The sequence below is a fragment of the Streptomyces sp. NPDC058464 genome (genome assembly GCF_042721035.1).
In the GTDB taxonomy this organism is placed as follows: Bacteria; Actinomycetota; Actinomycetes; order Streptomycetales; family Streptomycetaceae; genus Streptomyces.
This window is the reverse complement of sequence record NZ_JBHXMA010000019.1, coordinates 154,255-180,306: the sequence shown is the minus strand read 5'-3', so window position 1 is coordinate 180,306 and position 26,052 is coordinate 154,255. Positions and strand designations below refer to the sequence as shown.

Genomic DNA, 26,052 nt, shown 5'->3' with positions numbered 1-26,052 from the left:
CGGTCCCGTGCCCACCCGGGTGATCAATGTCAGGGGCCGGATCCACGCGTTCGGCCCCCGGCTGGAACACGCCCCCACGGACGTCGTCTACGTGGGTCGCCGCTGGACCGGTGGGGGTCCCCCCGGCTCGAGCGCAGCCGAGAGCTGGGGGAGGCTGGGATCTCCCCCGCCATCCCCTGTACAACCCCTTCGCCTACGACACCCCGAAGAAGAAGCGGGACGGCACCCGGGCCGAGGTGATGGCGATGTACCGGGCGTATCCGCTGGAACGGCCCGAACTGCTGGAACTGGTGGCCGAACTGCGCGGAAAGACGCTGGCCTGCTGGTGCACGCCCGAGCCGTGCCACGCGGACGTACTGGCGGAACTGGCCGACCTGCCACAGCCGTGACCTGGCTCTCGTAGCTTCGCACGAGCGGGCCCGTGACGCTGGCCTGCAGGAATCGCCAGTAGAATCCGTACACGTGACTTCAGCCGCGCCCGCCAAGCCCCGCATTCCGAACGTCCTCGCCGGACGCTACGCCTCCGCCGAGCTCGCCACGCTCTGGTCGCCCGAGCAGAAGGTGAAGCTGGAGCGGCAGCTCTGGCTCGCCGTGCTGCGGGCCCAGAAGGACCTCGGGATCGAGGTGCCGGACGCGGCGATCGCCGACTACGAGCGGGTCCTCGACACCGTGGACCTGGCCTCCATCGCCGAGCGCGAGAAGGTCACCCGGCACGACGTGAAGGCGCGGATCGAGGAGTTCAACGACCTCGCCGGGCACGAGCACGTGCACAAGGGCATGACCTCCCGGGACCTGACGGAGAACGTCGAGCAGCTGCAGATCCGGCTCTCCCTGGAGCTCATGCGCAGCCGTACGGTGGCCGTCCTCGCCCGTCTGGGCAGGCTGGCCGGCGAGTACGCCGAGCTGGTCATGGCCGGCCGCTCCCACAACGTCGCCGCGCAGGCCACCACCCTGGGCAAGCGTTTCGCGACGGCCGCCGACGAGCTGCTGGTGGCGTACGGCCGCGTCGAGGAGCTGTTGGCCCGCTATCCGCTGCGCGGCATCAAGGGCCCGGTCGGCACCGCCCAGGACATGCTGGACCTGCTGGGCGGGGACGCGGCGAAGCTCGCCGAGCTGGAGGACCGGATCGCGCGGCACCTCGGCTTCTCGCAGGCGTTCACCTCGGTCGGCCAGGTCTACCCGCGCTCGCTGGACTACGAGGTGGTGACCGCGCTCGTACAGCTGGCCGCCGCCCCCTCCTCGCTGGCCAAGACGATCCGGCTGATGGCCGGGCACGAGCTGGTCACCGAGGGCTTCAAGCCGGGTCAGGTCGGCTCCTCGGCGATGCCGCACAAGATGAACACGCGGTCCTGCGAGCGCGTCAACGGCCTCATGGTGATCCTGCGCGGCTACGCCTCGATGACCGGCGAGCTGGCCGGCGACCAGTGGAACGAGGGCGACGTGTCCTGCTCGGTGGTGCGCCGGGTGGCCCTGCCGGACGCGTTCTTCGCCCTCGACGGTCTGCTGGAGACGTTCCTGACCGTCCTCGACGAGTTCGGCGCCTTCCCGGCCGTCATCGCCCGCGAGCTGGACCGCTACCTCCCGTTCCTCGCCACCACCAAGGTGCTGATGGGCGCGGTGCGCGCGGGTGTCGGCCGTGAGGTCGCCCATGAGGCGATCAAGGAGAACGCCGTCGCCACCGCGCTCGCGATGCGCGAGCAGGGCGCCGAGCGCAACGACCTGCTCGACAAGCTCGCCGCGGACGAACGGCTGCCGCTGGACCGCGAGCAGCTGTCGGCTCTGATGGCCGACAGGCTGTCCTTCACGGGCGCGGCCGCCGCCCAGGTCGGTGTCGTCGTCGGCCGGATCGAGGAGCTCGTCAAGCAGCACCCCGAGGCCGCCGGTTACACCCCCGGAGCGATCCTCTGACCGGCCGTTCCCCTCGCTTCACGGCGGCGGAACTGGAGGCCGCCCGCGACCGTCTGGTACCGGACGTGCTCGCGGACGGCCTCCACGTCCTGTTCTGCGGGATCAACCCCGGCCTGATGACGGCGGCCACCGGGCACCACTTCGCCCGTCCCGGCAACCGCTTCTGGCCGGTCCTGCACCTGTCCGGCTTCACCCCGAGGCTGCTCAAGCCCGCCGAGCAGGGCGAGTTGCTGTCGTACGGGCTCGGCATCACGAACGTGGTGGCGCGGGCGACCGCGCGCGCCGACGAGCTGACGGCCGAGGAGTACGCGCAGGGCGGGCGCCTGCTGACGGCGAAGGTCGAGCGGGTGCGGCCGAGGTGGCTGGCCGTGGTCGGCGTCACGGCCTACCGGGCCGCCTTCGCCGACCGCAAGGCCCAGGTGGGGCCACAGGAGCGGAGGATCGGGGACACCCGGGTGTGGGTACTGCCGAACCCCAGCGGCCTGAACGCGCACTGGACGGCGGCGACGATGGCGGAGGAGTTCGGGCGGCTGCGGGTGGCGGCGGAGGGATAGCGCCGGCCTCAGGCGTCAGGCGTCTCGGCGCCGGATGCTCCACGCTCCCGCGAGCAGCGCGGCACCCGTCCACAGTGCCGTCACCGCGAGCCCGCTCCACGGCCCCAGGGGGCCGTCCCACGTCTCCTGGAACACCACCTGACCTGCCCTGTCCGGCAGGACGTCCGCGACGGTGCCGAACACGTCACCGATCACGAACGACACGGTCAGCAGGAGCGGGATCAGGATGCCGAGGGTCGCGGTCCCGCTGCGCAGCACGGCCGTGAGGCCTGCCGCGAACAGGGCCATCAGGGTCAGGTAGACGCCGCAGCCCAGCGCCGCGCGCAGCCCTTCCGGCCAGGTCGGCGCGGAAGTTCCGAGCAGGAACCTGCCCAGCACGAGGGTGACGAGGCCGGTGAGCAGTCCCACCGCGAGCACGGGCAGCGCGATCGCCGTGGCCTTCGCCGCGAACCAGCGCCGCCGGTCGGGCACCGCGGAGAGGGTGAGGCGCAGGGCGGCGCCCCGGAACTCGGACGAGACGGCCGTCGCGCCGAAGGCGACCGCCGCGATCTGTCCGAGGGACACGCCGGCGAAGGCGGAGAAGAGCGGGTCGGAGCCGCCGGAGCCGGCCGCCGAGAGCGCGGAGCACGCGACGGTGGCGAGCAGGACGGCGCACAGGGTGCCGACGAGCGGGCGGAGCGTACGGATCTTGATCCACTCGGCGTGGAGCACGGGCCGGAACGGCATGGTCAGGCCTCCTGGCGGTGCTGTGCGGTGAACTCGGCTTCCGCCGCGGTCAGATCGAGGTAGGCCTGTTCCAGGGTGGCCTCCTCCTGGGTGAGTTCGAGGACGGGGACGGCCGCGTCGGCCAGCAGGCGGCCGAGATCCTCCACGCGCGCGTGCCGTACCGTCCAGACCCCGTCCGCGCCGCGCGCCGCGTCCTGGCCGTGCCGGGCGAGCAGTTCGGCGAGTCGTTCGTCGTCGGTGGTGCGGACCCTCGCCGCGGGCCGCACGCGCGCGTGGATGAAGTCGCGGACCGGGGTGTCGGCCAGGAGCCGGCCGCGGCCGAGGACGATCAGGTGGTCCGCGAAGGCGGCCGTCTCGTTCATGAGGTGGCTGGAGACCAGCACCGTGCGGCCTTCCGCCGCGAGTCGGCGCAGCAGACGGCGGATCCAGACGATGCCTTCGGGATCGAGGCCGTTGGAGGGTTCGTCGAGCAGCACCACCTCGGGATCGCCGAGCAGGGCGGCGGCGATCCCGAGTCGCTGGCGCATGCCCAGGGAGTACGTGCGCACCCGGCGCCGGGCGGCGGGCTCGAGTCCCGTCTCCGCCAGCAGCTCGTCGACCCGGCCGGCCGGGATGCGGTTGCTCGCCGCGAGGGCGCGCAGATGGTCGCCTCCCGTGCGCGAGCCGTGCGCGGCGTCGGCGTCGAGCAGGGCGCCCACCCGGCGCAGTGGGTCGCGGAGTTCGGGGTACGGCCGCCCGCCGATCGTGGCGGTTCCGGAGGTGGCGTGGTCGAGGCCGAGGACGAGCCGCAGGGTGGTGGACTTGCCGGCGCCGTTGGGGCCGAGGAAGCCGGTGACGAGTCCGGGGCGGACGGCGAAGGTGAGGCGGTCCACGGCCCGGCGGCCCCCGTACTCCTTGGTGAGGTCGTGCACCTCGATGCTGGTCATGGCCGACAGCCTTGCCCGGCAGGGGGGTCGGGGTCCTCCCCCGCCGGTGGAGGTCTCCTCCCCCGCTCGGGGGAGGACCGTTGTCAGTGGTGCCTGCCACGATGTCCGCATGGCCCGCTTTCTCCGCCCGCTGCTGCGGGGGACGACCTACACGCGCCTGCTGCATCTGTGGGTGCCGATGCTCGTCGTCGCCCTGTGGCTCTTCATCGACCCGTCGACACCGTGGGTGCCCGCACTGCTGCTGATCCCGGTCGGGCTGATCCCCGCCGTGCGCCGGGGCGAGGGCGTGCAGGCACGGCTGCTGCTCACCCCCGGTGAGGAGGAGTCGGGGATCTCGGAGACGCCGTCGGCGACCTGGCGGGACCGGGGGCGCACGGTGCTGTGGCTGGAGGCGCGGATGGTCCTCGGCTCGGTGGGCGCGCTGGCTTCGGTGTGGCTTCCGGCCATCGCCTTCGACCTCGGCCTGCTCGCCGCCGGACAGGCGCCCGACGGCAACCCGTTCCTCGACACGGCGCGGCCGCACTGGGCCTACGCCCTCCTGGTCCCGCTGCCGCTGATCGCCCTCTACGGGGCCGTGGTCGGCCTCGGAGAGCTGGTCACCGCGCTGGCCCGGCGGCTGCTCGGGCCGTCCGCCGCCGAGCGGCTCGCGGCACTGGAGGAACGCACCGAGCAGCTGCTGGAACGCACGCGTATCGCGCGCGAGTTGCACGACTCGATCGGGCACGCCCTGACGGTGGCGGTGGTGCAGGCGGGCGCGGCCCGGGCGGCTGGCGACCCGGAGTTCACCGACCGGGCGCTGGCCGCCATCGAGGAGACCGGCCGGAGCGCGCTGGAGGATCTGGAGCGGGTGCTGGGCGTGCTCCGCGAGTCCCGGCGGCCGGTGAGCGGCCGGCCCACGCTCGCCGACGCCGGCCGGCTCCTGGAGTCCGCGCGCGCCTCGGGCGCCAAGGTGGACGCCGAGGTCACCGGCCCACTGGAGGCGGTGCCGGGGCCGGTCTCCCGGGAGGGCTACCGCATCCTCCAGGAGGCGCTCACCAATGTGCTGCGGCACGCGGGGGCCGTGCCCGTGCGGGTCCGGGTGAGCGTGGCCCACGGGATGCTGGATCTCGAAGTCCGCAATCCGCTTCCGGGCGCGATACCCGGGCCCGGGCGGGGCAGCGGGCTGCGCGGGATCCGCGAGCGCGCGGCCCTGCTCGGGGGCCGCGCGCACACCGGACCGGACGGGGGCGACTGGCAGGTACACGCCGAGTTGCCGGTCGGTTGATCTAGGCTGGCCGGATGCCGGTCACCGTCCTGCTCGTCGACGACGAACCCCTCGTCCGCGCGGGCCTGCGGGCCGTGCTGGCGGCCCAGCCCGACATCGAGGTGGTCGGGGAGGCGGCGGACGGGGCGGCGGTGATCCCGCTGGTGCGGCAACTGCGGCCGGACGTGGTCGCGATGGACGTACGGATGCCGCTGCTGGACGGGATCGAGGCCACCCGCGCGGTGCTGCGCACGGTCGCCGAGCCACCGAAGATCCTCGTGGTGACGACGTTCGAGGACGACGAGTACGTGTACGAGGCGCTGCGCGCGGGCGCCGACGGGTTTCTGCTGAAGCGGGCCCGGCCGGCCGAGATCGTGCACGCGGTGCGGCTGGTCGCCGAGGGCGAGTCCCTGCTCTTCCCGGCGTCGGTGCGGCAGCTCGCCGGACGATACGGCCGGGGCGAAGGGCGGGACGGCCTGGAGTGGGCGCGGCTGACCGAGCGGGAGGCCGAGGTGCTGCGGCTCATGACGCAGGGGCTGGCCAACGCCGAGATCGCCGGGCGGCTGGTCGTCGGAACCGAGACCGTGAAGTCCCATGTGGGGGCCGTGCTGGCCAAGCTCGGGGTGCGGGACCGTACCCAGGCGGTGATCGCGGCGTACGAATCGGGGTTCGTCACGCCCCGCTGATCGCGGATCTCCGGCAGATCGAAGGCGTCCGGCACTCGCCCCGGTCGTCGGCGCCGAAGTACGATCCGGCCAACGTGCGGGGTCAGCTGGGAGGACGGACATTGGCGGGATTGACCGGCGGTGATCCGTCTCTGCTGCGAAGGATCAATTCCGCGGTGGTGCTGCACGCGCTGCGGGCCACCGACTGCGCGACGCTCACCGAGATCACCCGGGTCACCGGGCTGTCCCGGCCGACCGTCGAAGGGGTCGTCGAGGGGCTCATCGAAGCCGGTCTGGTCGTCGAGAAGGCGGCCGAGGAGGGCGCCACCCGGCGGCAGGGGCGGCCGGCGCGCCGGTTCCGGTTCCGGGCCGAGGCCGGGCACCTGCTGGGCCTGGAGATCGGCCCGCACCGGGTCGCCGCGCTCCTGGCCGACCTGGACGGCCGGATACTCGGGGCCCAGGCCAAGGAGGTGGAGGAGACGGCCGACGCGGACGAGCGGCTGGAGCGGCTGCGCACCGCCGTCGCCGAGCTGCTGCGCCGGGCCGGGGTGGCGCGCAGTTCACTGCGGGCCGTCGGGGTCGGCACACCCGGCATCGTCGAGGCGGACGGCCGGGTGCGGCTGGGCACCGCGCTGCCCCAGTGGACGGGGCTGCGCCTCGGTGAGCGGCTCAGCCGGTCCTTCAAGTGCCCGGTGCTGGTGGAGAACGACGCCAACACGGCTGCCGTCGCCGAGCACTGGAAGGGCGCGGCCACCGACTCCGACGACGTGGTGATGGTGATGGCCGGGCTGAGTCCGGGAGCCGGTTCGCTGATCGGCGGGCGGCTGCACCGGGGGTACGGCGGGGCGGCCGGGGAGATCGGCGCGCTGCACCTGCTGGGCCGGGAGGTGACCCCGGAGACGCTGCTGTCCACCACCGACGAGCCGCTGCACCCGCTGGACGAGCAGGCGGTCGCCGAGGTGTTCGCGCTGGCCCGCAAGGGTGACACGCGGGCCCGGGCGGCCGTCGACCGGTTCATCCAGCGGCTGGTCCACGACGTGGCCGCGCTGGTGCTGGCACTGGACCCGGAGCTGGTGGTCATCGGCGGCTGGGCGGCGGGCCTGGACGGTGTCCTGGAGCCGCTGCGCCGTGAGCTCGCCCGCTACTGTCTACGGCCGCCCCGGGTGGCACTCTCCCTGCTCGGTGAGGCGGCGGTGGCGACAGGCGCGCTGCGGCTCGCCCTCGATCATGTGGAGGAGCAGTTGTTCGCGGTGGACGGGACGGTCACCGCACGCCGCTGATCGGCTGCTGCTGACCGGCCGCCACTGACCGGCTGCCTCTGATCGGCTGCCCTCGGCACATGCGTCGCGCCCCGGCGGAGAACCGGGGCGCGATCTGGTCGTCCGGCGCGGGGGCGTCGCCCGTCGCGGGGCCAGGAGGCCTGCCGTTCCGGCGCGGGAGGGCTAGGAGGCCTGCCGCTCGGGGCCGTGGTGGATCTCCACGCCGCCGGTGTCGCCGAAGGTCAGCCGGCAGGTGTCCGCGCGGTAGGTGGCGACCGAGAGCGCGGCGGTGCGGCCGGCGGCGAGGAAGCGGGTGGTGACGACCAGCACCGGGGCGCCGGGCAGCCGGTCGAGCTCCTTGGCGTCGTCCGCACGGGCCGAGCCGAGCTCCACGGCGCGGTCCTGGCCCTCCAGCTCCAGGCGCTGCAGCTCACGCAGGACGGCACGCGCGCGGGGCGCTCCGGACGGCGCGTCGATCGCCGTCAGCTCCGGGACCGAGGCCGCCGGGATGTAGAGCAGCTCGGCGGCGACGGGCTGGCCGTGCGAGACGCGCGAGCGGCGCACGATGTGCACGGGCTCCTCCGCGCCGGTCTCCAGCGCGGCCGCGACCGCGGCGGGCGGCACCGCGAGGGTGCAGTCCACGGCCTGCCAGGCGTCGCCGGAGGCGCCCGGCCAGGCGTGCTGGTCGGTGCCCACTGCCACGCCCATGCGCGGAGGCGCGACCGTCGTACCGACACCGCGGCGGCGCTGCAGCCGACCCTCCAGTTCGAGCTGTTCGAGGGCCTGTCGGAGGGTGGCCCGGGCCACGCCGAAGCGGGCGGCGAGGTCGCGCTCGTTGGGCAGGATCTCGCCGACCGAGAACTCCGAGTCCAGTGCCTCACTGAGCACGGTCTTGAGATGCCAGTACTTCGGTTCCGGCACCGATTCCAGCTGCGTGGTCCCCACCCTGTCCTCCGCAATCGCCGTGGTCCGGCGGCGTTTTAGCGCCCTTGTTTATTAAAGGTTGTTGTACTTATCTGCGACCATAGGACGGCGCACACCCTTGGTCAAGACCAATCGTCGATCCCATGGCCGGCGCATAGAAAGCGGTGCCATTCATCGTTCACGAGGCGTTCGCGCGAGGGCGTTTTCGTGACATGGCGGCAAAGCTCCCGTCGCAGCGCGAGAACCGCCCGGAACAGCGTGTTCATCGGGCGGACAGCGCCGACGCCACCCCGCCCCGCCCGACACGCTCCCGCACGCCCGGCGGAATCGCGCCGCGGTCGGCACCCCCGGCCCAGAATGATCCACGGACCGTCGACGACCGGTGACCGGCAGCCCAGGCACGGAGGCGGAGGCACGGAGGCGGAGGCGGCCGGTGCGGTGAGCACGCGAGCCGGCACGGCACCCCGTTTTCAACCTGGAGCCACGCAGGGTGCGTTGACGGACAGGCCGATGCGCGACACACCCCATCGGGGACTACCCGCGAGTAGCAATTGCTGACAAGCTGTCTACGGCGTCCGCCGAAGTCCCAGACGAGGAGCCCCCATGTCCGCCACCGTCTCCTTCGCAGTCCCGGCCGCGCTCGGCGGGCAGGATGTGACCGTCTCGTACGCGCGCGTGGGCCGCGGCGAACCGCTGGTCCTCATCCACGGCATAGGGCATCACCGGCAGGCCTGGGACCCCGTGGTGGACATCCTCGCGACCGAGCGGGACGTGATCGCCGTGGACCTGCCCGGCTTCGGCGCCTCCCCGGCCCTTCCCGACGGCCTCGCCTACGACCTGCCGACCACCAACGCCGTGCTCGGCGCCCTGTTCGAGGCCCTGGAGCTGAACCGGCCGCACGTGGCGGGCAACTCGCTCGGCGGGCTGCTGGCGCTGGAACTGGGCCGCGAGAAGCTCGTACGGTCCGTCACCGCCCTCTCCCCCGCCGGATTCTGGTCACAGGCCGAGCGGCGCTACGCCTTCGGCGTGCTCATCGCCATGCGGCGGATCGCGGAGCGGCTGCCACTGCCGCTGATCGAGCGGCTGTCCCGGTCGGCCGCCGGGCGGACGGCCCTGACCAGCACCATCTACGCCCGCCCGGCGCGCCGTTCACCCGAGGCCGTGGTCGCGGAGACGCTGGCCCTCGCACAGGCCGGCGGATTCGCGGACACCCTGCGGGCGGGCTCCGCCGTCCAGTTCACCGACGACGTCCCCGGCATCCCGGTCACCGTGGGCTGGGGCACCCGGGACATGCTGCTGGTGCGCCGCCAGGGGGTCCGGGCCAAGCAGATGATCCCCAAGGCGCGACTGGTCCGGCTGCCCGGCTGCGGACACTGCCCGATGAACGACGACCCGGCGCTGGTCGCCCGCGTCATCCTCGACGGCAGCCGCTGAGGGACAGCCGAGCGCCGACACCGCGTCCGCACCCGCCGACACCGCGTCCGCACCCGCCGACGCGGTGGCCGCACCCGCCGACGCGGTGCCCGCACCGGCCGACGGGTTGCGGTCCGTGCGGAGGGGTGCCGGAGCATCGCAATCGCCGACCGGCGGTCGCCATGGCGGGGCGGCACCGGCGATCGCCGACGGACGTCGGCATGGCGGGACTGCGCACGGGAAACGGTCACCGGCGGTCGGCGCGGCGGCGCGGCGTACGGTCGGCCGCCGTCCGGTAGCCGGTGCGGTGGGGCCGGCGGGCGGTCGGCGCCGGTCCGCGGCCGCGGCGGGGCAGGGCGCCGGAGCCCAGGGCGACCCCGGCGCCCACCAGGACGCCGCCGACGGCCTGGGCGGGGCCGTAGGAGCCCGTTCCGGCGAGCGGGGCGGTGCACACGGCGGTGAGCGGGACGAGGCCGGTGAAGAGCGTCGCGCGCTCCGTGCCGATCCGCTGCACGCCCATGTACCAGCACACGAACCCGACGACCGTCACCACGGCCGCCTGCCACAGCAGCGCGGCCGTCTCCGTGGCGTCGGGCCGGCGCAGCCACGCCGCGCCGTCGAGCACGGCCCCGGTCAGCGCCGCCTCGGCCGCGGCGAGGGCGCACACGGTGGCGGTCAGCAGCCGTGGCCCGAGTGCCCGCAGCACCGGTCCGGCGAGCACCGCGAACCCGACCTCACCGGCCAGGGCGCACACCGAGAAGGCGAGACCGCTGCCGTCCGTCCGCCCCCAGCCCTGGACCACGAAGGCGCCGGCCGCGACCAGCAACGCCCCGTGGAGGACGAGGCGTTGGGGCCGGCGGCCGTCAAGGAGCGGGACCAGGACCGCGACCGCCACCGGGGCGCAGCCGACGAGGACGCCAGGGACCGCCGGTTCCGCGGTGCGCTCGGCGGCGAGGATCGCCAGGTTGAAGCCGACCATCCCGACGGCGGCGAGCAGGGCCAGCCGCAGCCACGCGCGCGCCCCCAGCCCGCGCAGCCGCTCGGCCGCGCCCCGTCCGACGAACGGCACGAGCAGCAGGCAGGCCAGTCCGTAGCGGAGGAACTGGCCGCCCGCGTACGGGTAGTGGCCCAGCACGCTGTTGGCGGTGAAGGAACAGCCGACGAGGACGTAGGCGAGCGCGGTCAGCAGGGCGCCGCGTGTGGTGGTCGCGTTCATGAGGACGACGCTAGGAACCTCGGCGGCCCGGATTAAGGTCCACTTCCATGACGTCATCGGGGACCAGTCCGGGCGCCCTGCCGGGCTCCGCCGCATGGGAGCTGCTGCTGCCGGCCGCGTCCGCGCCGGCACGCGCGCGTGGCCGTTTTCTCCAGGCGGGGCTGCGGGAGGCGATCCGCGCGGGGCGGCTCGCGCCCGGCACCCGGCTGCCGTCCAGCCGGGAGCTGGCCAGGGATCTCGGGGTGTCGCGGGGGCTGGTCACGGAGGCGTACGAGCAGCTGACGGCGGAGGGCTACCTGCGCAGCGACCACGGGGCGGGCACCTGGGTGGGCGGCGCCGTGCGGGCGGCGGCGCCCCGCGCGCGTGATCTCGCACCGCGCCCGCAGGGCGTCCGGGTGGACTTCCTGCCGGGGTCACCGGATCTCTCGCTGTTCCCGCGCGCCGCCTGGGCCGCCGCACAGCGCGAGGTGCTGGCGGAGCTGCCGCACCGCGACCTCGGCTATCCGGACCCGCGCGGACTGCCCCGGCTGCGCTCGGCCCTCGCCGAACTGCTCGCCCGGCGCCGGGGCGTGGTCGCCGACCCGGAGCGGATCGTGGTCGTCTCCGGGGTGGCACAGGCGGCGGCGCTGCTCGGCTCCGTGCTGCACGCGCGCGGGATGTGCGAGATCGGCGTGGAGGACCCCGGCAGCCCGCAGCACGACGGCCTGTACGCGGCGGCCGGGCTGCGCGCCGTACCACTGCCCCTGGACGGTGAGGGCCTGGCACCGGGCCCGCTGCACGCGTCGGGCGTCCGCGCGGTGGTGACGACGCCCGCCCACCAGTACCCGACCGGGATCGCCTGCTCCGCCGGACGCCGCACCCGGCTGCTGGAGTGGGCCCGGTCGGTGGACGGGCTGCTGCTGGAGGACGACTACGACGGTGACTTCCGCTACGACCGGGCCCCGGTCGGCGCGCTCCAGGGCCTCGACCCGGAGCGGGTGGCCTACATGGGGTCGGTCAGCAAGTCCCTCGCCCCCGGACTGCGCCTCGGCTGGCTGCTGGTGCCGGAGTTCCTGGCGGACGACGTCGTCGACCGGAAACGGACCATGGACCTGGGGCATCCCTCCGTCGACCAGGCGGTGTTCGCCCGGTTCCTGGAGCGCGGCGACTACGACCGGCAGCTGCGCCGCTGCCAGCGCGCCTACCGGGAGCGGCGGGACGTCCTGGTCGCCGCCCTGGCCGAGCACTTCCCGCACGCGCGCGTGTCGGGGATCGCGGCGGGGCTGCACGCCATCGCCGAACTACCCGAACGATACGGGCCGGAGAGCCGCTTCGTGCGGCGGGTGGCGGCGGCCGGGGTCGCGGTGCGTCCGCTGAGCGCGTGCACGCACGCGCGGGTCGACGAGTCCGCCGTACGGCTGATGCTGGGATACGCGCAGCTGCCGGCGGCACGGATCCGGGAGGGGGTGCGGATGATGGCGGAGGCGCTCGACGGGTGACGGCGTCACGACCGGCGGCAGGGAGACAGCGCTTGCCGTGCCGGTCAGTTGTTCACCCGCGGTTTCCGTGTGCGCTGCGGCGCCCCAGTAGTTGTGGCTGTGCACAACTGGCCGGATCCCGTACCCGGATCCCGTTCTGGAGGCCCTTCCATGTCCCTTTCGCTCCCCGGCCGCCGCAGCGTGCTGCGCGGCTCGCTCGCCGCGTCGGCGGCCCTGACCCTGCCCACGGCGCTCGGTTCCGCGCCGGCGTTCGCACTGTCCGGGCGCCCCCGCGCGGACTGGGGTGTACAGGCGGGCGACGTGACCGCCGACTCCGGCCTCGTGTGGGTCCGTTCGGACCGGCCGGCCCGGATGATCGTGGAGACCTCGGCCACCGAGTCGTTCCGCAACCCCCGCCGGTGGCGCGGCCCGCTGCTCGGCGCCGACAGCGACTTCACCGGCACCACGCGGCTGCACGGACTGCCGTCCGGCGAGCAGATCCACTACCGGGTGCGGCTCGCCGACCCCGACGACCCGCGCCGCACCGGGGAGCCGGTCACCGGCACCTTCCGTACGGCGTCCGCGCGCCGCCGCCAGGGCGTGAAGTTCGTGTGGTCCGGCGACCTGGCCGGGCAGGGCTGGGGCATCAACGAGTCCATCGGCGGCTACCGCATCTTCGACGCGATGGCGAAGCTCGACCCGGACTTCTTCCTGTGCAGCGGCGACAACATCTACGCCGACGGCGTCATCTCGGCGACCCAGGCGCTGCCCGACGGCAGCCTGTACCGCAACGTCACCTCCGAGGCGAAGTCGCATGTCGCGGTCACGCTGGACGACTTCCGCGGCAACTTCCGCTACAACCTGCTGGACGAGGCGCTGCGCCGGTTCAACGCCCAGGTGCCGAACGTCATCCAGTGGGACGACCACGAGGTCCGCAACAACTGGTACCCGGGCGAGGTCATCGGCACCGGCACCGCCTACCCGGCCGGTACGAAGCTGGACGACATGGCGCTGCGGTCCCGGCAGGCGTTCTCCGAGTACTTCCCGATCTCCACGATCAGCGGCCGCCCCGACGGCCGGATCTACCGCGTCCACCACCACGGCCCGCTCCTCGACGTGTTCGTCCTGGACATGCGGACCTACCGCAACGCCAACTCGCCCGACGACCAGACGACCGACGCGCAGGGCATCCTCGGCGCCGAGCAGCTGGAGTGGCTCAAGCGCGAGCTGTCCCGGTCGCGTGCGGTGTGGAAGGTGATCGCCGCGGACATGCCGCTCGGGCTGGTCGTCCCGGACCCGGTCGAGGGCAAGGCGAACTTCGAGGCCGTGGCCCAGGGTGACCCGGGCGCGCCGCTCGGCCGCGAGCTGCAGATCGCGGAGCTGCTGCGGTACATCAAGCACCGGAAGATCACCGGCACCGTCTGGCTGACGGCCGACGTCCACCACACCTCGGCCCAGCACTACGACCCGTCGCGGGCCGCGTTCAAGGACTTCGCGCCGTTCTGGGAGTTCGTCTCCGGCCCGCTCAACGCCGGCGCCTTCCCGGCGAACGCGCTGGACGGCACGTTCGGCCCCGACCGGGTGTTCGTCAAGGCGCCGACCGCCTCGAACGTGTCACCCGCGGAGGGCTACCAGTTCTTCGGCGAGGTCGACATCGACGGCGACAGCGGTGAACTGACGGTGCGTCTGCGCGAGTACGACGGCACCGTGCTGTTCACGCAGACGCTGCAGCCGGGCCGGGTCGGCCAGTAACTCCCGTACGCTCTTCACAGGGCCGCGCACCGGCGTCATCCCCCGGTGCGCGGCCCTGCCGCAGCTCCCGGCGCGGGTCCCCCCGCCTCCCCGAACTCGCCGCCCCACGGTACGTTTTCGCAGGTCGGGACGATTGTCAGTGGCCGCCTCTACGGTTTTCCCATGACGCGATCCTCACAGGCCGTGGCCTATCGCCAACCCTCCGTGCTGCGCTCCGCCGCCGACGGCCGCCATCTCGGTCTGGAGACCTCCCGGGGTGCGACCCCCACCGGGGTCGAGGACCATCCGCGGTTCTTCGCGGGCTTCCTGACCTCGCCTCAGGTGGCCGCGGCCGGGCTGCTCGCGGTGGCCGACGTGGCGGCCGCGCGGTACTACCAGCCGCAGCTGCGCGCCTCGCTGGACCCGGTGGTGACGGGCAACGGCGACCGGCTGCGCTTCGAGTCCTTCTCCGGCTGCGGCGGGGTGTACGCCAGGCTGGACGTCCTCGGCCCGGGACTGGACGGCGGCGAGGTGGGTCACGGCACGACGAACGTCGACGTCAACAACCCGCTGCGGGAGGCCCTTTCGCGGCTCGGCTCGGACGATCCGCTCCATCTGCGGGTCGGTCCCGAGGAGCTGGCGGTCACCACGTTGGACGGCCCGGTGGTGGAGAAGAAGGTCCCGCTCCCGGACCGCTGGCTGCGCGGCTTCGCCGAGGCACAGGTCACCGCGGCAGGGTTCGATCTGCGGGCCGAACTGCCGGCGGACGAGGCGGTGCGGTTCCTGCGCTCGCTCCCCCGCGGCGGCACCGCGCGCCGGGGCTCGGCGGGTCCGCGCTGGGTGGTGCCGGCGGGCCGGGGACTGCGGCCGACGACCCGCCCGGTGCCGGGCGCGGTGTGCCTGCCGGGGCCGGAGCGGCTGGCCGCGCTGCAGCGGGTGCTGCGCCATGCGACGGCGTTGCGGGTCTACGGCCCGCAGAGCGCCCTGGCCGCCTCCGGTACGGCCGCGGCCTGGGAGGTCGTGCTGCCGGGCATGCGGCTCACACTGACCCTCTCGCCGGACCCGGCACGCGGGTTCTCCGGCGAGGGCGGTGTGCTGGACGCGCTCGCCACCGACGAGGCCGCCGAGGACGCGGAGCTGATCGCGGTGCTGCTGGCCTGGGAGCCCCGCGTCGACGTCGCCGACCTGGCCGCCTCCGCCGGGCTCACCCCGGAGCGGGTCCGGGCGGCCCTGATCCGCCTCGGCACCTCGGGACGCGTCGGCTACGACACGGCGGAGGCCGCCTACTTCCATCGCGAGCTGCCGTACGACGCGGGGCGCGTGGAGCGGCACAACCCCCGGCTGCGGTCGGCCCGGGCGCTGGTGGCCGCGGGCGCGGTGGCCCTGGACGGCGAGCTGGGGACGGTGACGGCCGAGGACGGTCATGTGCACCGGGTGCGGGACACGGCGGGGGTGCTGAGCTGCAGTTGTCTGTGGTGGGCGAAGTACCGGGGCGGACGCGGGCCGTGCAAGCACGCGCTGGCGGTACGGATGGTGCGGCGGGGCGCCGCGGTGGAACACGAGACGGGGCGGGACGTGGCACAGGACATGGCGGAGATCGGCGGGGGTGCGTGATGAGCGCGGTGCTGGAGGCGGTACGGGCGGGGCGCGTCGGGGAGACGGCCCTCCTGGTGAAGAAGTTGACCGATGCCGAACGACGCGCGCTGCTGCCCGGGTTGCAGGCCCTGCGCAAGGAGCTGCGGGCCGCGCCGTGGGAGACCCCGTCCCAGCGCAGCTATCCGGCGCTCCAGGTGGCCGGGGCCATGTGCCACTCGGGGGCCGCGGCGGCCGCGACCTGGATCGCGGGGGCCGACATGCGCTGGCGGCAGGCGCCCGCGGACATGCTGCTGAAGGCGCTGGCGGACCGGGACACCGGCTGGCAGGCCGACGTGGCCCTGCGGCTGGCCGCGCGGCCGGTCTCCGCTGACGTGCAGTTCCTGCTGATGGCGGGACTGGTACGCCGCTCGGGGTGCGAGGTGCCGGTGACGGACGCCTATGTGGTCGGCTGGGTCCGCCACATCGGCCACGGCTGGGGGCGCGTCCCGCTCGTCGACCGGCTGCGCGCCGAGCCGGACCTCGCGCCCCTGGTGAACGGGCTGTTCGAGCTCTCCGACATCGGCGAGGTCCGCTGGCTGTTCGGCGACGGCCCCGGTTCCTGGCAGCACGCCCTCGCGGAGCTGACCGACGCGGGCGTGCTGGAGCGCAAGGCCGTGGTCGACGCCTGCGTGGCCCGGCTGCTGCGCGGCGGCGGCCCGACCGACCACCGGGTCTTCCTGCCGCTGCTGGGCCTGCTCGCCCTCACCCGGGACGAGGTGCGCGAGCGCGTCGCCGACTGGACGGCCCTGGCCCGGGACGCCGTCTCCCCGGTCGCCGCCCACGCCCAGTCGGTCCTCGCCGCCCTCGCCCTCGACGGCGACCTCACCCCGCGGCAGCTCGCCGAGGCCTCCGAAGGGCTGCTGTTCCGCGCCGAGAAGAAGCTGGTGCGCGCCCAGCTGGTGCTGCTCGGCAAGGTGCTCGCCCGCGACGCCTCCGCTGCGGCGGAGCTGCTGCCGGCGGTGGCCCGGGCGTTCGGGCACGAGGACACCCAGATGCAGGAGCGGGCGCTGAAGCTGGTGGAGCGGCACGTGAAGCGGCTCGACGACGAGCCGGCCGTCCGGTCCGACATCGGCCTCTCGGCGGAGCAGTTGAGCCCGGCCCTGCGTATGCGCGCGGCTGCCGTCCTGGGCATCGCGCCCGCGGCGGCGCCCGAGGCGTACGAGGAGGTGCTGCCGCCGCCTCCGGAGCCGTTCCTGCTCACGACCGCGCCGGATTCGGCCGTGGAACTCGCCGAGGAGGTCTCGGCCCTGCTGGCGGCCGACGGGGGCGGGGAGGTGGCCGCGTTCGAGCGGGCGCTGGACGGTCTGGCCCGGCAGGCCCACCGCGACCAGGACGCGCTGCGGGAGGCGCTCGAACCGGTGGCGGCCACCCGCTGGTGGTGGGAGCCCGAGTCGTACCGCCGGCAGCATGCCGAGGAGTACTTCGGCCATACCCGGCGCGGCCTCCTCACCGCCGAGGGCGGCCTCGAACTCGTCCTGGCCACGCTGTACGGGGCCGTGAGCACGGCCACCCTGCTCGCCGGGCTGCGGCACGGTCCGGCGGACCACGAGTGCGCGCGCCACGGGTTCTCCCGGGTCCTCGACGTCCGGCTGCGTGAACTGGCCTACCGGATACGGACGGACCCGCAGCCGCTGCTCCTGGCCACGCCGTCGTGGAGCACCGGGCTCCTGGAGCCGGACGAGCTCGTCGACCGGCTCGACGCCTACCGCCGTCTCGGGGCCCGGGTGGGCGAGGTCGACTTCGCGCAGGCCCTGCTGCGGGTCCGGCGCGAGGACCGTACGGCGGCTCTGGCCGCCGCCCGGCGCGCGAGCGGACTCGGCACACCGGAAGGCGAACGGCTCGCGCGCCGGCTGTCCGCCGGGGAGCCTGCCCTGCACGGCTCCGACCGTCGGACGTCGGGCCCGCGCATCCTGATCGAGTCCGGCGAGGTCCAGGAACTCCTGACGGACTTTCCCGAGGCCTTCCGGAGGCTGGGCCGGCCGTTCACGGCGTCCGACGCGGTCCGGTACTGCCACCACTGGGGCGAGGAGAACCACCGGCACTGGCTGGCCGCGCTCCCGGAGCTGCGCGAACTCGTCGCCGTTCGGCTGGTGCACGACGTCTCCGAGGCCGCCCTGGCCGACGAGCGGGGCGCGGCCGCCGCCCTGCCGCTGCTCGCCGAGTCCGGCGGGATCGCGGGTGAGAGCACGCACCTGTGTGTGGCGTACGGGCTGGGCGCCCGGCATCCGGAGGACCGGCTGGCCGCGGTGGACGCGTTGCTGGTGCTCGCCGCGCGTGGACAGCTGGACGCGGAGCGGCTGGGTGACGACCTCGGACGGCTGGTCCGGCTCGGGGCGGTGAAGCCGCTGCGGCTGGCCGAGTCGGCCCGGACGGCGGCGGCCACGGGGGCCAACGCGACGATATGGGAGATGCTCCGGCACACCCTGCCCGTACTGCTCGCCGACCTCGCGTCCGGGGGGACCCCTGGCGCCGCGGGCGCGACCCGTGGACTCGGGGAGCTGCTCTCGATCGCCGCGGACTGCGCCGAGCGGTCCGGGGCCCGGGGCGAGCTGCCTCATCTCTCGGGGGCGGCGGCCCGGCCCGGCTCGGCTCGGCTGGTGGTCCAGGCCCGTCGGCTGCGGGACGCACTGGGTGTGGTGGCGGCCGCCTGAGAGGGGAAGGAATCGGTCATTTCTCGAACCTCGGCAACCGTTCAAATCATCACGAAAAGAACGTAAGCATGCTTTACCCATCGGTCACAGAGCGTTCGTGATCACGCAACACCCTTGGTTCACAGTGGCTGCATGAATCGAGACATGTCTGATGTGACACGCGCACGGAACGGACGTCCCGTGCACCACTGGCGACGGGACGTCGTCGAACTCGCCGCCCTGTTCACGGCCGTCGCGGTGGCGGACGCGGTGGCCAACCTGGTCGGGCACGGGCCCGACGGTCCGGCGCTGCTGGTGATCTCGGCGCTGGTGCTGGCGGCCACGGCCGGCTTCCACGTCTGGTGGGCGAGGCGCCCAGGTCATGCACCGCCGGTGACGGATACCGATACCGGCGCCCGGCCCGCCGTCTCCGCGACACGGCAGGCCGGGACCGGCGCGGACGCCTCGGGGACCGGGGACCGGGCGAGCACGCTGTGGCGGCTGCGGACGACGGTGCGGGACGAGCCCGGTTCGCTGGCGGCGCTCTGCACCGCGCTCGCCGGGGACCGTGTGGACATCCTGAGCCTGCAGACGCATCCGCTGGCCGACGGGACGGTGGACGAGTTCCTGCTGCGGGCCCCGGGTGACCTGATCGCCGGTGAGATCACGCGGGCGGTCGCGCTGGCCGGGGGCACGGACACCTGGATCGAACGCGCCGACGCCCACGATCTGGTGGACGCCCCGACCCGGGTCCTGGGCCTTGCCACCCGCACCGCACTGGACGCGGCGGAACTTCCGCTGGCCCTCCGGCAGTTGTTGGGGAGGTGCACGATCCGCTCGCTCCCCGCCCACCCGGTCGGCGGGGCCCGGCGCCCCGAGGCGGTTCCCGTCGAGGGGGCGCTGGAGGACACCGTGATGCGGCTGCGTGCGCCGGAGGGGGGAGTGATCACCGTGGAACGGCCGTATCTCCCGTTCACGCCGACGGAGTTCGCGCGGGCACGGGCGCTGGTGGAGCTGGACGCCCGGCTCGGGCCGCGCATCCCGCGCAGCCAGGACGTGATCGCCCTGCCCGCGGGCGACGCGATCACCGTGCGCCGGGCCGACACCGGTGACCTGCCGGCGGCGAAGGCGATGCACGAGCGCTGCTCGCCGCGGACCCTCGGGCTGCGCTACCACGGCCCCGTCGGGGACGCGGACCGGTACCTGAACCACCTGCTCAGCCCGCGCTTCGGCCGCACGCTGGCCGTGCGGACGGCGTCGGGCCGGATCGTCGGTCTCGGGCATCTGCTGTGGGACGGGGACGAGACGGAGGTGGCGCTCCTCGTGGAGGACGCCTGGCAGCGGCGCGGCATCGGCGGCGAACTGCTGACCCGGCTGGTGGGGATGGCCGTCGAGGCGGGCTGCGAGAGCGTGTACGCGGTGACGCAGGCGTCCAACACGGGGATGGTGGCGGCGATGCGGGGGCTGGGGTTGCCGCTCGACTATCAGATCGAGGAGGGGACGCTGGTCATCACGGCGCGGCTGGCGGCGGAGGCGGGGGACGCCGTGACTGCCGCGGGGCGGCTTTCGAGTGCGGGCGAGTCGGGGAGGGCCGAAGCGCCGTAGGTCTCACGGCCATCGGGCGAGTGCGGGTGCGTGGGGGCTGGTCGCGCCCACGCGGCGGAGCCGCACATCCACACAGCCCCGCGCCCCTTACGGGGCGCTAGAGCAGCCCCAGTGCCCGGTCCAGGTCTGCCCACAGGTCGTCGGCATCCTCCAGGCCCACCGACAGCCGCAGCAGCCGGTCGGTCACGCCGGCGCCGCGGCGGTCCCCCTCGTCGACGACGCGGTGGCTGATGGACGCCGGGTGCTGGATGAGGGTGTCGACGCTGCCGAGGCTGACGGCGGGGGTGATCAGACGTACCCGGGAGACGACCTCGTGCGGGTCGTCGTAGACCTCGAAGGCGATCATCGCGCCGCCCAGCCGCGGGTAGTGGACGCGGGCCACGCGCGGGTCGGCGGTGAGGCGGTGGGCCAGTTCGGCGGCGGTGGCGGAGGCGGCGCGGACCCGGATCGGGAGTGTCGAGAGGCCGCGCAGCAGCAGGTAGCCGGCGAGCGGGTGCAGGACGCCGCCGGTCGCGAAACGTATCTTCCGGAGCTGACCGGCGAACTCCTCGTCGCAGGCGACCACTCCGCCGAGCACGTCGCCGTGGCCGCCGAGGTACTTGGTGGCGCTGTGCAGCACGAGCCGTGCGCCGAGTTCGGCGGGGCGCTGCAGCACGGGGGTGGCGAAGGTGTTGTCGGCGAGCAGCGGCACCCTGCCGCAGGCGTGGGCGACCGCCCGCAGGTCGAGTTCGGCGAGGGTCGGGTTGGCCGGGGACTCGACCAGCACCAGACCGGTGTCGGGGCGCAGCGCGTCGGTGATGCCGGCCGGGTCGGTCCAGGTGACCTCGGTGCCGAGGAGACCGGCGGTGAGGAGGTGGTCGCTGCAGCCGTAGAGGGGCCGTACGGCGACGACATGGCGCAGACCGGTGGCCGCGCGGGCGAGGAGGACGGCGGACAGGGCGGCCATGCCGCTGGCGAAGGCGACCGCGGCCTCGGTGCCCTCCAGACGGGCCAGGGCGGTCTCGAAACGGGCGACGGTCGGGTTGCCCAGGCGTCCGTAGACGGGCGGGCCGGAAGGATCGGCGCCGTCGGTGGCGAAGGCGTCGATGCGGGCGGCCTCGGCGCGGCTGTCGTACGACGGGTAGGTGGTGGACAGGTCGATCGGCGGGGCGTGCAGGCCCTGTCGGGCGAGGTCGTCGCGACCGGCGTGCACGGCCTCGGTGGCCAGGGCGCGCGGTGCGTGGGTGGCGTGGCCGCGGACGGGCGCCGGGTCGTCGTAGGTTCTCGCTGTGTCCATGACCGCAGGGTGAACACCTGACGGGAGATGTGGGGTGAGACCCGTGTTACGTTCGGGCCATGGCTGATTCCGTCGTACTGGATCCGGTCGATCTGCATCTGCTGCGGTTGCTTCAGAACGACGCCCGGACCACCTACCGCGATCTCGCCGCCCAGGTGGGCGTGGCGCCGTCGACGTGTCTGGACCGGGTGACCCGGCTGCGCCGTTCCGGGGTGATCCTCGGGCACCGCCTCGAACTGGATCCGGCCAAGCTCGGGCGGGGTCTGGAGGCGTTGCTGTCGGTGCAGGTCAGGCCGCACCGGCGGGAGTTGGTGGGACCGTTCGTGGAGCGGATCCGGGCGCTGCCGGAGTCGCGGACGGTGTTCCATCTGACCGGACCCGACGACTACCTGGTGCATGTGGCCGTGGCGGACATGGCGGACCTGCAGCGGCTGGTCCTGGACGAGTTCACGGCGCACCGGGAGGTCGCCCGGGTGGAGACCCGGCTGATCTTCCAGCAGTGGGAGTGCGGGCCGCTGCTTCCGCCGGTGTCGTCGGCCCAATCCCCGTGACGTACGGCGGTCCGCCGTACGAGGATGGACCGCATGTCACAGACCAGTAACCCGCTGCCCCGTCAGGTCGCCGACACCTTCGTCGACGAGCTCATCGCCCTCGACCCGATCACCGGTACCTTCCTCGGCGACAAGGAGAGTTCGAGCCGCCTGCCCGACACCTCGCCGGCCGGGGCGGAGGCGCTCGCCCGGCTCCAGCGCGACACGCTCGCCAAGCTCGACGAGGCCGAGCGGCAGCCCGGTGCGGACAGTGACATCGAGCGTCGCTGCGCGCGCCTGCTTCGCGAGCGGCTCAGCGCCTCCCTCGCCGTGCACGAGGCCGACGAGAGCCTGCGCTCCGTCAGCAACCTGAGTTCGGCCGCGCACGCGGTGCGCCAGGTGTTCACGGTGACGCCCACCGCCACCGAGGAGGACTGGACGGCGGTCGCCGCACGGCTGCGCGCGGTGCCGGCCGCGCTGGAGGGCTACCGGCAGTCCCTCGAACTCGGCCTGGACCGCAAGCTGTACGCCGGCCCGCGCGCCACCGCGACCTTCGTCGGACAGCTCGGCGAATGGGCCGACACGGGCGACGGCAAGGGCTGGTTCGAGCAGTTCGCGGCGTCCGGGCCCGAGGCGCTGCGCGCCGGACTGGACGAGGCGGCCCGCTCCGCCACCGAGGCGGTGCTGGCGCTGCGCGACTGGATGCGGGACGTGTACGCGCCGGCGATCGAGGGCGGGCCGGACGTGGTGGGCCGGGAGCGGTACGCCCGCTGGGTGCGCTACTTCAACGGCACCGACCTCGATCTCGACGAGGCGTACGCGTACGGCTGGTCCGAGTACCACCGGCTGCTCGGCGAGATGAAGGCCGAGGCCGAGAAGATCCTGCCCGGCGCGGCCACCCCGTGGGTGGCGCTGGCGCACCTGGACGAGCAGGGCACCCACATCGAGGGCGTAGACGAGGTCCGCGGCTGGCTGCAGTCCGTGATGGACGAGGCCATCGAGAAGCTGGACGGCACCCACTTCGACCTGGCCGAGCGGGTGCGCCGGGTCGAGTCCCGGATCGCTCCGCCCGGCAGCGCGGCGGCGCCGTACTACACGCCGCCGTCGGACGACTTCACGCGCCCGGGCATCACCTGGCTGCCGACCATGGGCCAGACCAGGTTCCCGGTCTACGACCTCGTGTCGACCTGGTACCACGAGGGCGTGCCCGGCCACCACCTCCAGCTGGCGCAGTGGAAGCACATCGCCGAGAACCTCTCCCGCTACCAGGCCAGCGTCGGCATGGTCAGCGCCAACGCCGAGGGCTGGGCACTGTACGCGGAGCGGCTCATGGACGAACTGGGCTTCCTCACCGACCCGGAGCGCCGCCTCGGTTACCTGGACGCGCAGATGATGCGGGCCGCGCGGGTCATCATCGACATCGGCATGCACCTGGAGCTGACGATCCCGGACGAGTCCCCCTTCCACCCCGGGGAGCGCTGGACGCCCGCGCTGGCGCAGGAGTTCTTCGGCTCGCACAGCAGCCGGCCCGCGGACTTCGTGGAGAGCGAGCTGACCCGCTACCTGTCGATGCCGGGGCAGGCCATCGGCTACAAGCTGGGCGAGCGGGCCTGGCTGCTGGGCCGGGAGCAGGCCCGGGAGCGGCGGGGCGCCGGCTTCGACCTCAAGTCCTGGCACATGGCGGCCCTGTCCCAGGGTTCGCTGGGCCTGGACGACCTGGTGGCGGAGCTGTCGCAGCTCTGACGGCACGGCCCGGTCCCGCCGCCCGTCGGGCGGTGGGACCGGGTTGACGCGGCTGTGCCGTTCGGGGGTGCTCCGGTGGCGGCGGCCGGGGGCAGGGGGCTTGCTGGTGCCCGAGGGCCACCGGACACAGGAAGCGAGCCGCGTATGCAGACCTCCACGCCCCCACGGCAGCCGTTGCAGACCCCACGCGCCGCCGGCGTGGCCGGGATCGTCTTCGCGCTGCTGCTCGCCGCCGCCATGGTGCTGATCCGGCTGGGCGTCCCGCAGGGCGCCGACGCGGTCAGCACCCAGCGGCCGGATCCCTCCCAGCTCAGCGCCGTCCGCGCGGCCCTCATGCTGGTGCCGTTCGCCGGCATCTTCTTCCTGTGGTTCGTCGGCGCCGTCCGCTCGCACGTCGGCGACGCCGAGGACCGCTTCATGGCCACCGTCTTCCTCGGCAGCGGCCTGGTCTTCACCGCCACCATGTTCGCCGCCGCCGCGACGGCCGCGGCCGTGCTCGACACCGCCCACCCGGCGGGCACCTCACCGTCCCGGCCCACCTGGGACTTCGGCCAGCACCTCGCGTACACGCTGATGACCGGGTACGCGATGCGGATGGCGGCCGTCTTCGCCTGTTCCGCGTCGGTGATCGGGCACCGCCTGGGCATCCTGCCGCGCTGGCTGACGCTGCTGGGCTTCCTGACCGCCGTCGTCCTGCTGTTCGTGTCGACCGCGGTGCCGTGGGCCGAACTGGTGTTCCCGGCCTGGTCGCTGCTGCTCAGCGCGTACATCGTCATGGAGGGCTTCCGCCGCTCCGCCGCGGACCCGGCGGCACCGGCCGCCCCGGCCGCCCCGGCCGCCTGACGGCTCACCCGATCGGCGGGCCCCGGCGCGCGACGGCGAGGCCGGGCTCCCATGCTGGCGTGCGGGGAGTTCTCCGCCGTCCGGGACTGACATGACGGACCGCGGTACGCACCGGACCTGGCCACCGGAAGGGCGGAGCCATGATGCGCCTTGTCGTCGACCTCAACAGATGTCAGGGATACGCGCAGTGCGCGTTCCTCGCTCCGGACGTCTTCGCCATGCACGGCGAGGAGTCGCTCGTCTACAACCCGCAGGCCGAGCAGGAGCAGCGGGAGCGGGTGGCGCGCGCCGTCGCCGCCTGTCCGGTGCAGGCGATCACCGCCGACGGCCTGGACGGATTCGCGGGAGGGGCCTCCGATGCCGCCCACTGACTATCTCGACTGGCTGCGGCGCGAGGGCCGGATCGTGATCGTGGGCGCCTCGCTGGCCGGGCTGCGGGGTGCCGAGACGCTGCGCGCCGAGGGGTTCACCGGCGAACTCACCATGATCGGCGACGAGCCGTACGAGCCCTACGACCGGCCGCCGCTGTCCAAGGCGGTCCTGCTCGGCAGGGCGGCCCCGCACCACACCGCGCTGCCGCACCGCATGGAGATCGACGCGAAGTGGCGGCTGGGCGTCGCGGCGGCGGGTCTCGACGTCGAGGCCAAGCGGGTCCGGCTGGCCGACGGCGACGAGGTCGAGTACGACCGGCTGCTGATCGCGACCGGGGTGCGGGCCCGGCCCTGGCCCAAGGAGGACGAGGCCCGCCTGGAGGGCGTGTTCACGCTGCGCACCCGGGACGACGCGGCCGCGCTGCTGCGGCGGCTGAAGGCCGGGCCGCGCCGGGTGTTCGTGATCGGCGCCGGGTTCACCGGGTCGGAGATCGCCTCGGCCTGCCGGGAGCAGGGCATCGCGGTCACCGTCGCGGAACGCGCGGGCGCGCCGCTGGTGGGCGCCCTCGGCGGGGTGATCGGCGCGGTCGCGGCCGAGATACACCGCGAGAACGGGGTGGACCTGCGCACCGGGGTCATGGTCACCGCGCTGGAGGGTGACCCGGCCGGTCGGGTGCGGGCGGTCCATCTGTCCGACGAGTCCGTGGTCGAGGCGGACGTGGTGATCGTCTCGCTGGGCGCGACCCGCAACACCGACTGGCTGGCCGGTTCCGGTCTCGGCGCGGGCCCACGGGGCATCGCCTGCGACGCGGGCTGCCGTGCCTTCGACTTCCGGGGCATCGTCACCGACGACATCTTCGTCGCCGGCGATGTCGCCCGGTCCCCGCACGCGCTGTTCGGCTACCAGTTCCTGTCCCTGGAGCACTGGGGCAACGCGATCGCCCAGGCCGAGACCGCCGCGCACAACATGATCAACCCGAGCGCCGAGCGGCGGCCGCACCTGTGGGTGCCGGCGTTCTGGTCGTCGCAGTTCGGCGTCAACATCAAGTCGGTCGGGGTGCCGCCGATGGGCGAGCAGATCATGATCACGCAGGGTTCGCTGGCCGAACGCCGGTTCGTCGGGGTGTACGGCCACAACGGCCGGACGATCGCCGCGGTGAGCTTCGACAGCACGCGGTGGCTGGAGTTCTACCAGCGGGAGATCGAGCGGGGCGCGCCGTTCCCGGTGGAGTTCCCGACGGTGGACCGCCGTCCGGAGGGCCGGGTGCCGGTCGACTCCGACTTCCCGGACCCCGCCCTGCCGACGCACGGCCCCATGGTGACCCTCAGCGGCTACTCGCCGACCGACCAGCAACTGGTCTTCCACCCCGCCCGCCACTGACCGCGCCCCGGCCCCG

Annotated in this window: 21 protein-coding genes and 1 pseudogene; 17 read left to right on the top strand and 5 right to left on the bottom strand. The window is 74.0% G+C overall.

All coding sequences use genetic code 11. The features are described from left to right. The first annotated feature begins 7 nt into the window (after positions 1-7). The 3 genes and pseudogenes from ACFWPQ_RS25035 (at position 8) to mug (ending at position 2,462) form a co-directional block, all read left to right on the top strand. Positions 8-389: pseudogene (locus ACFWPQ_RS25035) on the top strand (DUF4326 domain-containing protein). Between the two features lie 73 nt (positions 390-462). Continuing rightward, positions 463-1,908, top strand: a complete 1,446-nt coding sequence (gene purB / locus ACFWPQ_RS25030; RefSeq protein ID WP_384038796.1) for an adenylosuccinate lyase — start codon at positions 463-465, stop codon at positions 1,906-1,908. A gap of 65 nt (positions 1,909-1,973) precedes the next feature. Beyond that, a complete protein-coding gene (gene mug, locus ACFWPQ_RS25025) occupies positions 1,974-2,462 on the top strand; it encodes a G/U mismatch-specific DNA glycosylase (protein ID WP_384038793.1) in 489 nt (162 codons plus the stop codon). A gap of 15 nt (positions 2,463-2,477) precedes the next feature. On the opposite strand, the gene ACFWPQ_RS25020 is transcribed toward mug, so the two are convergent. Both ACFWPQ_RS25020 and ACFWPQ_RS25015 read right to left on the bottom strand, forming a co-directional pair. Further along, positions 2,478-3,188 (bottom strand): ABC transporter permease, encoded by a 711-nt coding sequence (locus tag ACFWPQ_RS25020; protein ID WP_384038790.1) that lies wholly within the window; start codon positions 3,186-3,188, stop codon positions 2,478-2,480. 2 nt (positions 3,189-3,190) lie between these two features. Further along, positions 3,191-4,114, bottom strand: a complete 924-nt coding sequence (locus ACFWPQ_RS25015; protein ID WP_384038787.1) for an ABC transporter ATP-binding protein — start codon at positions 4,112-4,114, stop codon at positions 3,191-3,193. Positions 4,115-4,223: 109 nt separating this feature from the next. Between ACFWPQ_RS25015 and ACFWPQ_RS25010 the strand changes: the two genes are divergently transcribed. The 3 genes from ACFWPQ_RS25010 (at position 4,224) to ACFWPQ_RS25000 (ending at position 7,302) form a co-directional block, all read left to right on the top strand. Next, entirely contained in the window at positions 4,224-5,378 is a 1,155-nt protein-coding gene (locus ACFWPQ_RS25010) for a sensor histidine kinase (RefSeq protein ID WP_384038784.1), read from the top strand. A gap of 14 nt (positions 5,379-5,392) precedes the next feature. Continuing rightward, positions 5,393-6,043 (top strand): response regulator, encoded by a 651-nt coding sequence (locus ACFWPQ_RS25005; protein WP_384038781.1) that lies wholly within the window; start codon positions 5,393-5,395, stop codon positions 6,041-6,043. A gap of 101 nt (positions 6,044-6,144) precedes the next feature. Further along, entirely contained in the window at positions 6,145-7,302 is a 1,158-nt protein-coding gene (locus ACFWPQ_RS25000) for an ROK family transcriptional regulator (protein WP_384038778.1), read from the top strand. A gap of 162 nt (positions 7,303-7,464) precedes the next feature. Here ACFWPQ_RS25000 and ACFWPQ_RS24995 read toward each other — a convergent pair whose 3' ends face one another. Next, complete coding sequence (locus ACFWPQ_RS24995) at positions 7,465-8,226, bottom strand: GntR family transcriptional regulator (protein WP_384038775.1); 762 nt, start codon at positions 8,224-8,226, stop codon at positions 7,465-7,467. Between the two features lie 582 nt (positions 8,227-8,808). On the opposite strand from ACFWPQ_RS24995, the gene ACFWPQ_RS24990 reads away from it, so the two are divergent. Continuing rightward, the gene (locus ACFWPQ_RS24990; protein WP_384038772.1) at positions 8,809-9,639 is read left to right on the top strand and encodes an alpha/beta fold hydrolase; all 831 of its coding nucleotides are present in this window, start codon (positions 8,809-8,811) and stop codon (positions 9,637-9,639) included. 226 nt (positions 9,640-9,865) lie between these two features. On the opposite strand, the gene ACFWPQ_RS24985 is transcribed toward ACFWPQ_RS24990, so the two are convergent. Beyond that, on the bottom strand, positions 9,866-10,834 hold the full coding sequence (locus tag ACFWPQ_RS24985; protein WP_384038769.1) for a DMT family transporter: 969 nt from the start codon (positions 10,832-10,834) through the stop codon (positions 9,866-9,868). Positions 10,835-10,881: 47 nt separating this feature from the next. On the opposite strand from ACFWPQ_RS24985, the gene ACFWPQ_RS24980 reads away from it, so the two are divergent. From ACFWPQ_RS24980 to ACFWPQ_RS24960, 5 genes are all read left to right on the top strand, one after another. After that, a complete protein-coding gene (locus tag ACFWPQ_RS24980; RefSeq protein WP_384038766.1) occupies positions 10,882-12,312 on the top strand; it encodes a PLP-dependent aminotransferase family protein in 1,431 nt (476 codons plus the stop codon). A 150-nt stretch (positions 12,313-12,462) separates the two neighbouring features. Then, positions 12,463-14,043, top strand: coding sequence for an alkaline phosphatase D family protein (locus tag ACFWPQ_RS24975; protein WP_384038763.1), 1,581 nt, complete (start codon positions 12,463-12,465; stop codon positions 14,041-14,043). Between the two features lie 162 nt (positions 14,044-14,205). After that, positions 14,206-15,636 (top strand): SWIM zinc finger family protein, encoded by a 1,431-nt coding sequence (locus tag ACFWPQ_RS24970; protein ID WP_384038760.1) that lies wholly within the window; start codon positions 14,206-14,208, stop codon positions 15,634-15,636. Next, positions 15,636-18,308, top strand: coding sequence for a DUF6493 family protein (locus tag ACFWPQ_RS24965; protein WP_384038757.1), 2,673 nt, complete (start codon positions 15,636-15,638; stop codon positions 18,306-18,308). The genes ACFWPQ_RS24970 and ACFWPQ_RS24965 overlap by 1 nt, the downstream gene beginning before the upstream one ends. 132 nt (positions 18,309-18,440) lie before the next feature. Continuing rightward, positions 18,441-19,892 (top strand): GNAT family N-acetyltransferase, encoded by a 1,452-nt coding sequence (locus ACFWPQ_RS24960; protein ID WP_384038754.1) that lies wholly within the window; start codon positions 18,441-18,443, stop codon positions 19,890-19,892. Positions 19,893-19,989: 97 nt separating this feature from the next. Here ACFWPQ_RS24960 and ACFWPQ_RS24955 read toward each other — a convergent pair whose 3' ends face one another. Next, a complete protein-coding gene (locus tag ACFWPQ_RS24955; protein ID WP_384038751.1) occupies positions 19,990-21,168 on the bottom strand; it encodes a trans-sulfuration enzyme family protein in 1,179 nt (392 codons plus the stop codon). A gap of 59 nt (positions 21,169-21,227) precedes the next feature. Here ACFWPQ_RS24955 and ACFWPQ_RS24950 point away from each other — a divergent pair, with 59 nt between their 5' ends. The 5 genes from ACFWPQ_RS24950 (at position 21,228) to ACFWPQ_RS24930 (ending at position 26,036) form a co-directional block, all read left to right on the top strand. Further along, entirely contained in the window at positions 21,228-21,719 is a 492-nt protein-coding gene (locus ACFWPQ_RS24950) for an Lrp/AsnC family transcriptional regulator (RefSeq protein WP_189266826.1), read from the top strand. A 33-nt stretch (positions 21,720-21,752) separates the two neighbouring features. After that, positions 21,753-23,441, top strand: a complete 1,689-nt coding sequence (locus ACFWPQ_RS24945) for a DUF885 domain-containing protein (RefSeq protein ID WP_384038747.1) — start codon at positions 21,753-21,755, stop codon at positions 23,439-23,441. Between the two features lie 144 nt (positions 23,442-23,585). Next, positions 23,586-24,284: a hypothetical protein gene (locus tag ACFWPQ_RS24940; protein WP_384038744.1), complete on the top strand. Its 699-nt coding sequence runs from the start codon at positions 23,586-23,588 to the stop codon at positions 24,282-24,284. Positions 24,285-24,427: 143 nt separating this feature from the next. Beyond that, a complete protein-coding gene (locus ACFWPQ_RS24935) occupies positions 24,428-24,655 on the top strand; it encodes a ferredoxin (RefSeq protein WP_351720264.1) in 228 nt (75 codons plus the stop codon). Further along, positions 24,642-26,036 (top strand): NAD(P)/FAD-dependent oxidoreductase, encoded by a 1,395-nt coding sequence (locus ACFWPQ_RS24930; RefSeq protein ID WP_384038741.1) that lies wholly within the window; start codon positions 24,642-24,644, stop codon positions 26,034-26,036. The genes ACFWPQ_RS24935 and ACFWPQ_RS24930 overlap by 14 nt, the downstream gene beginning before the upstream one ends. Positions 26,037-26,052: the final 16 nt, after the last annotated feature.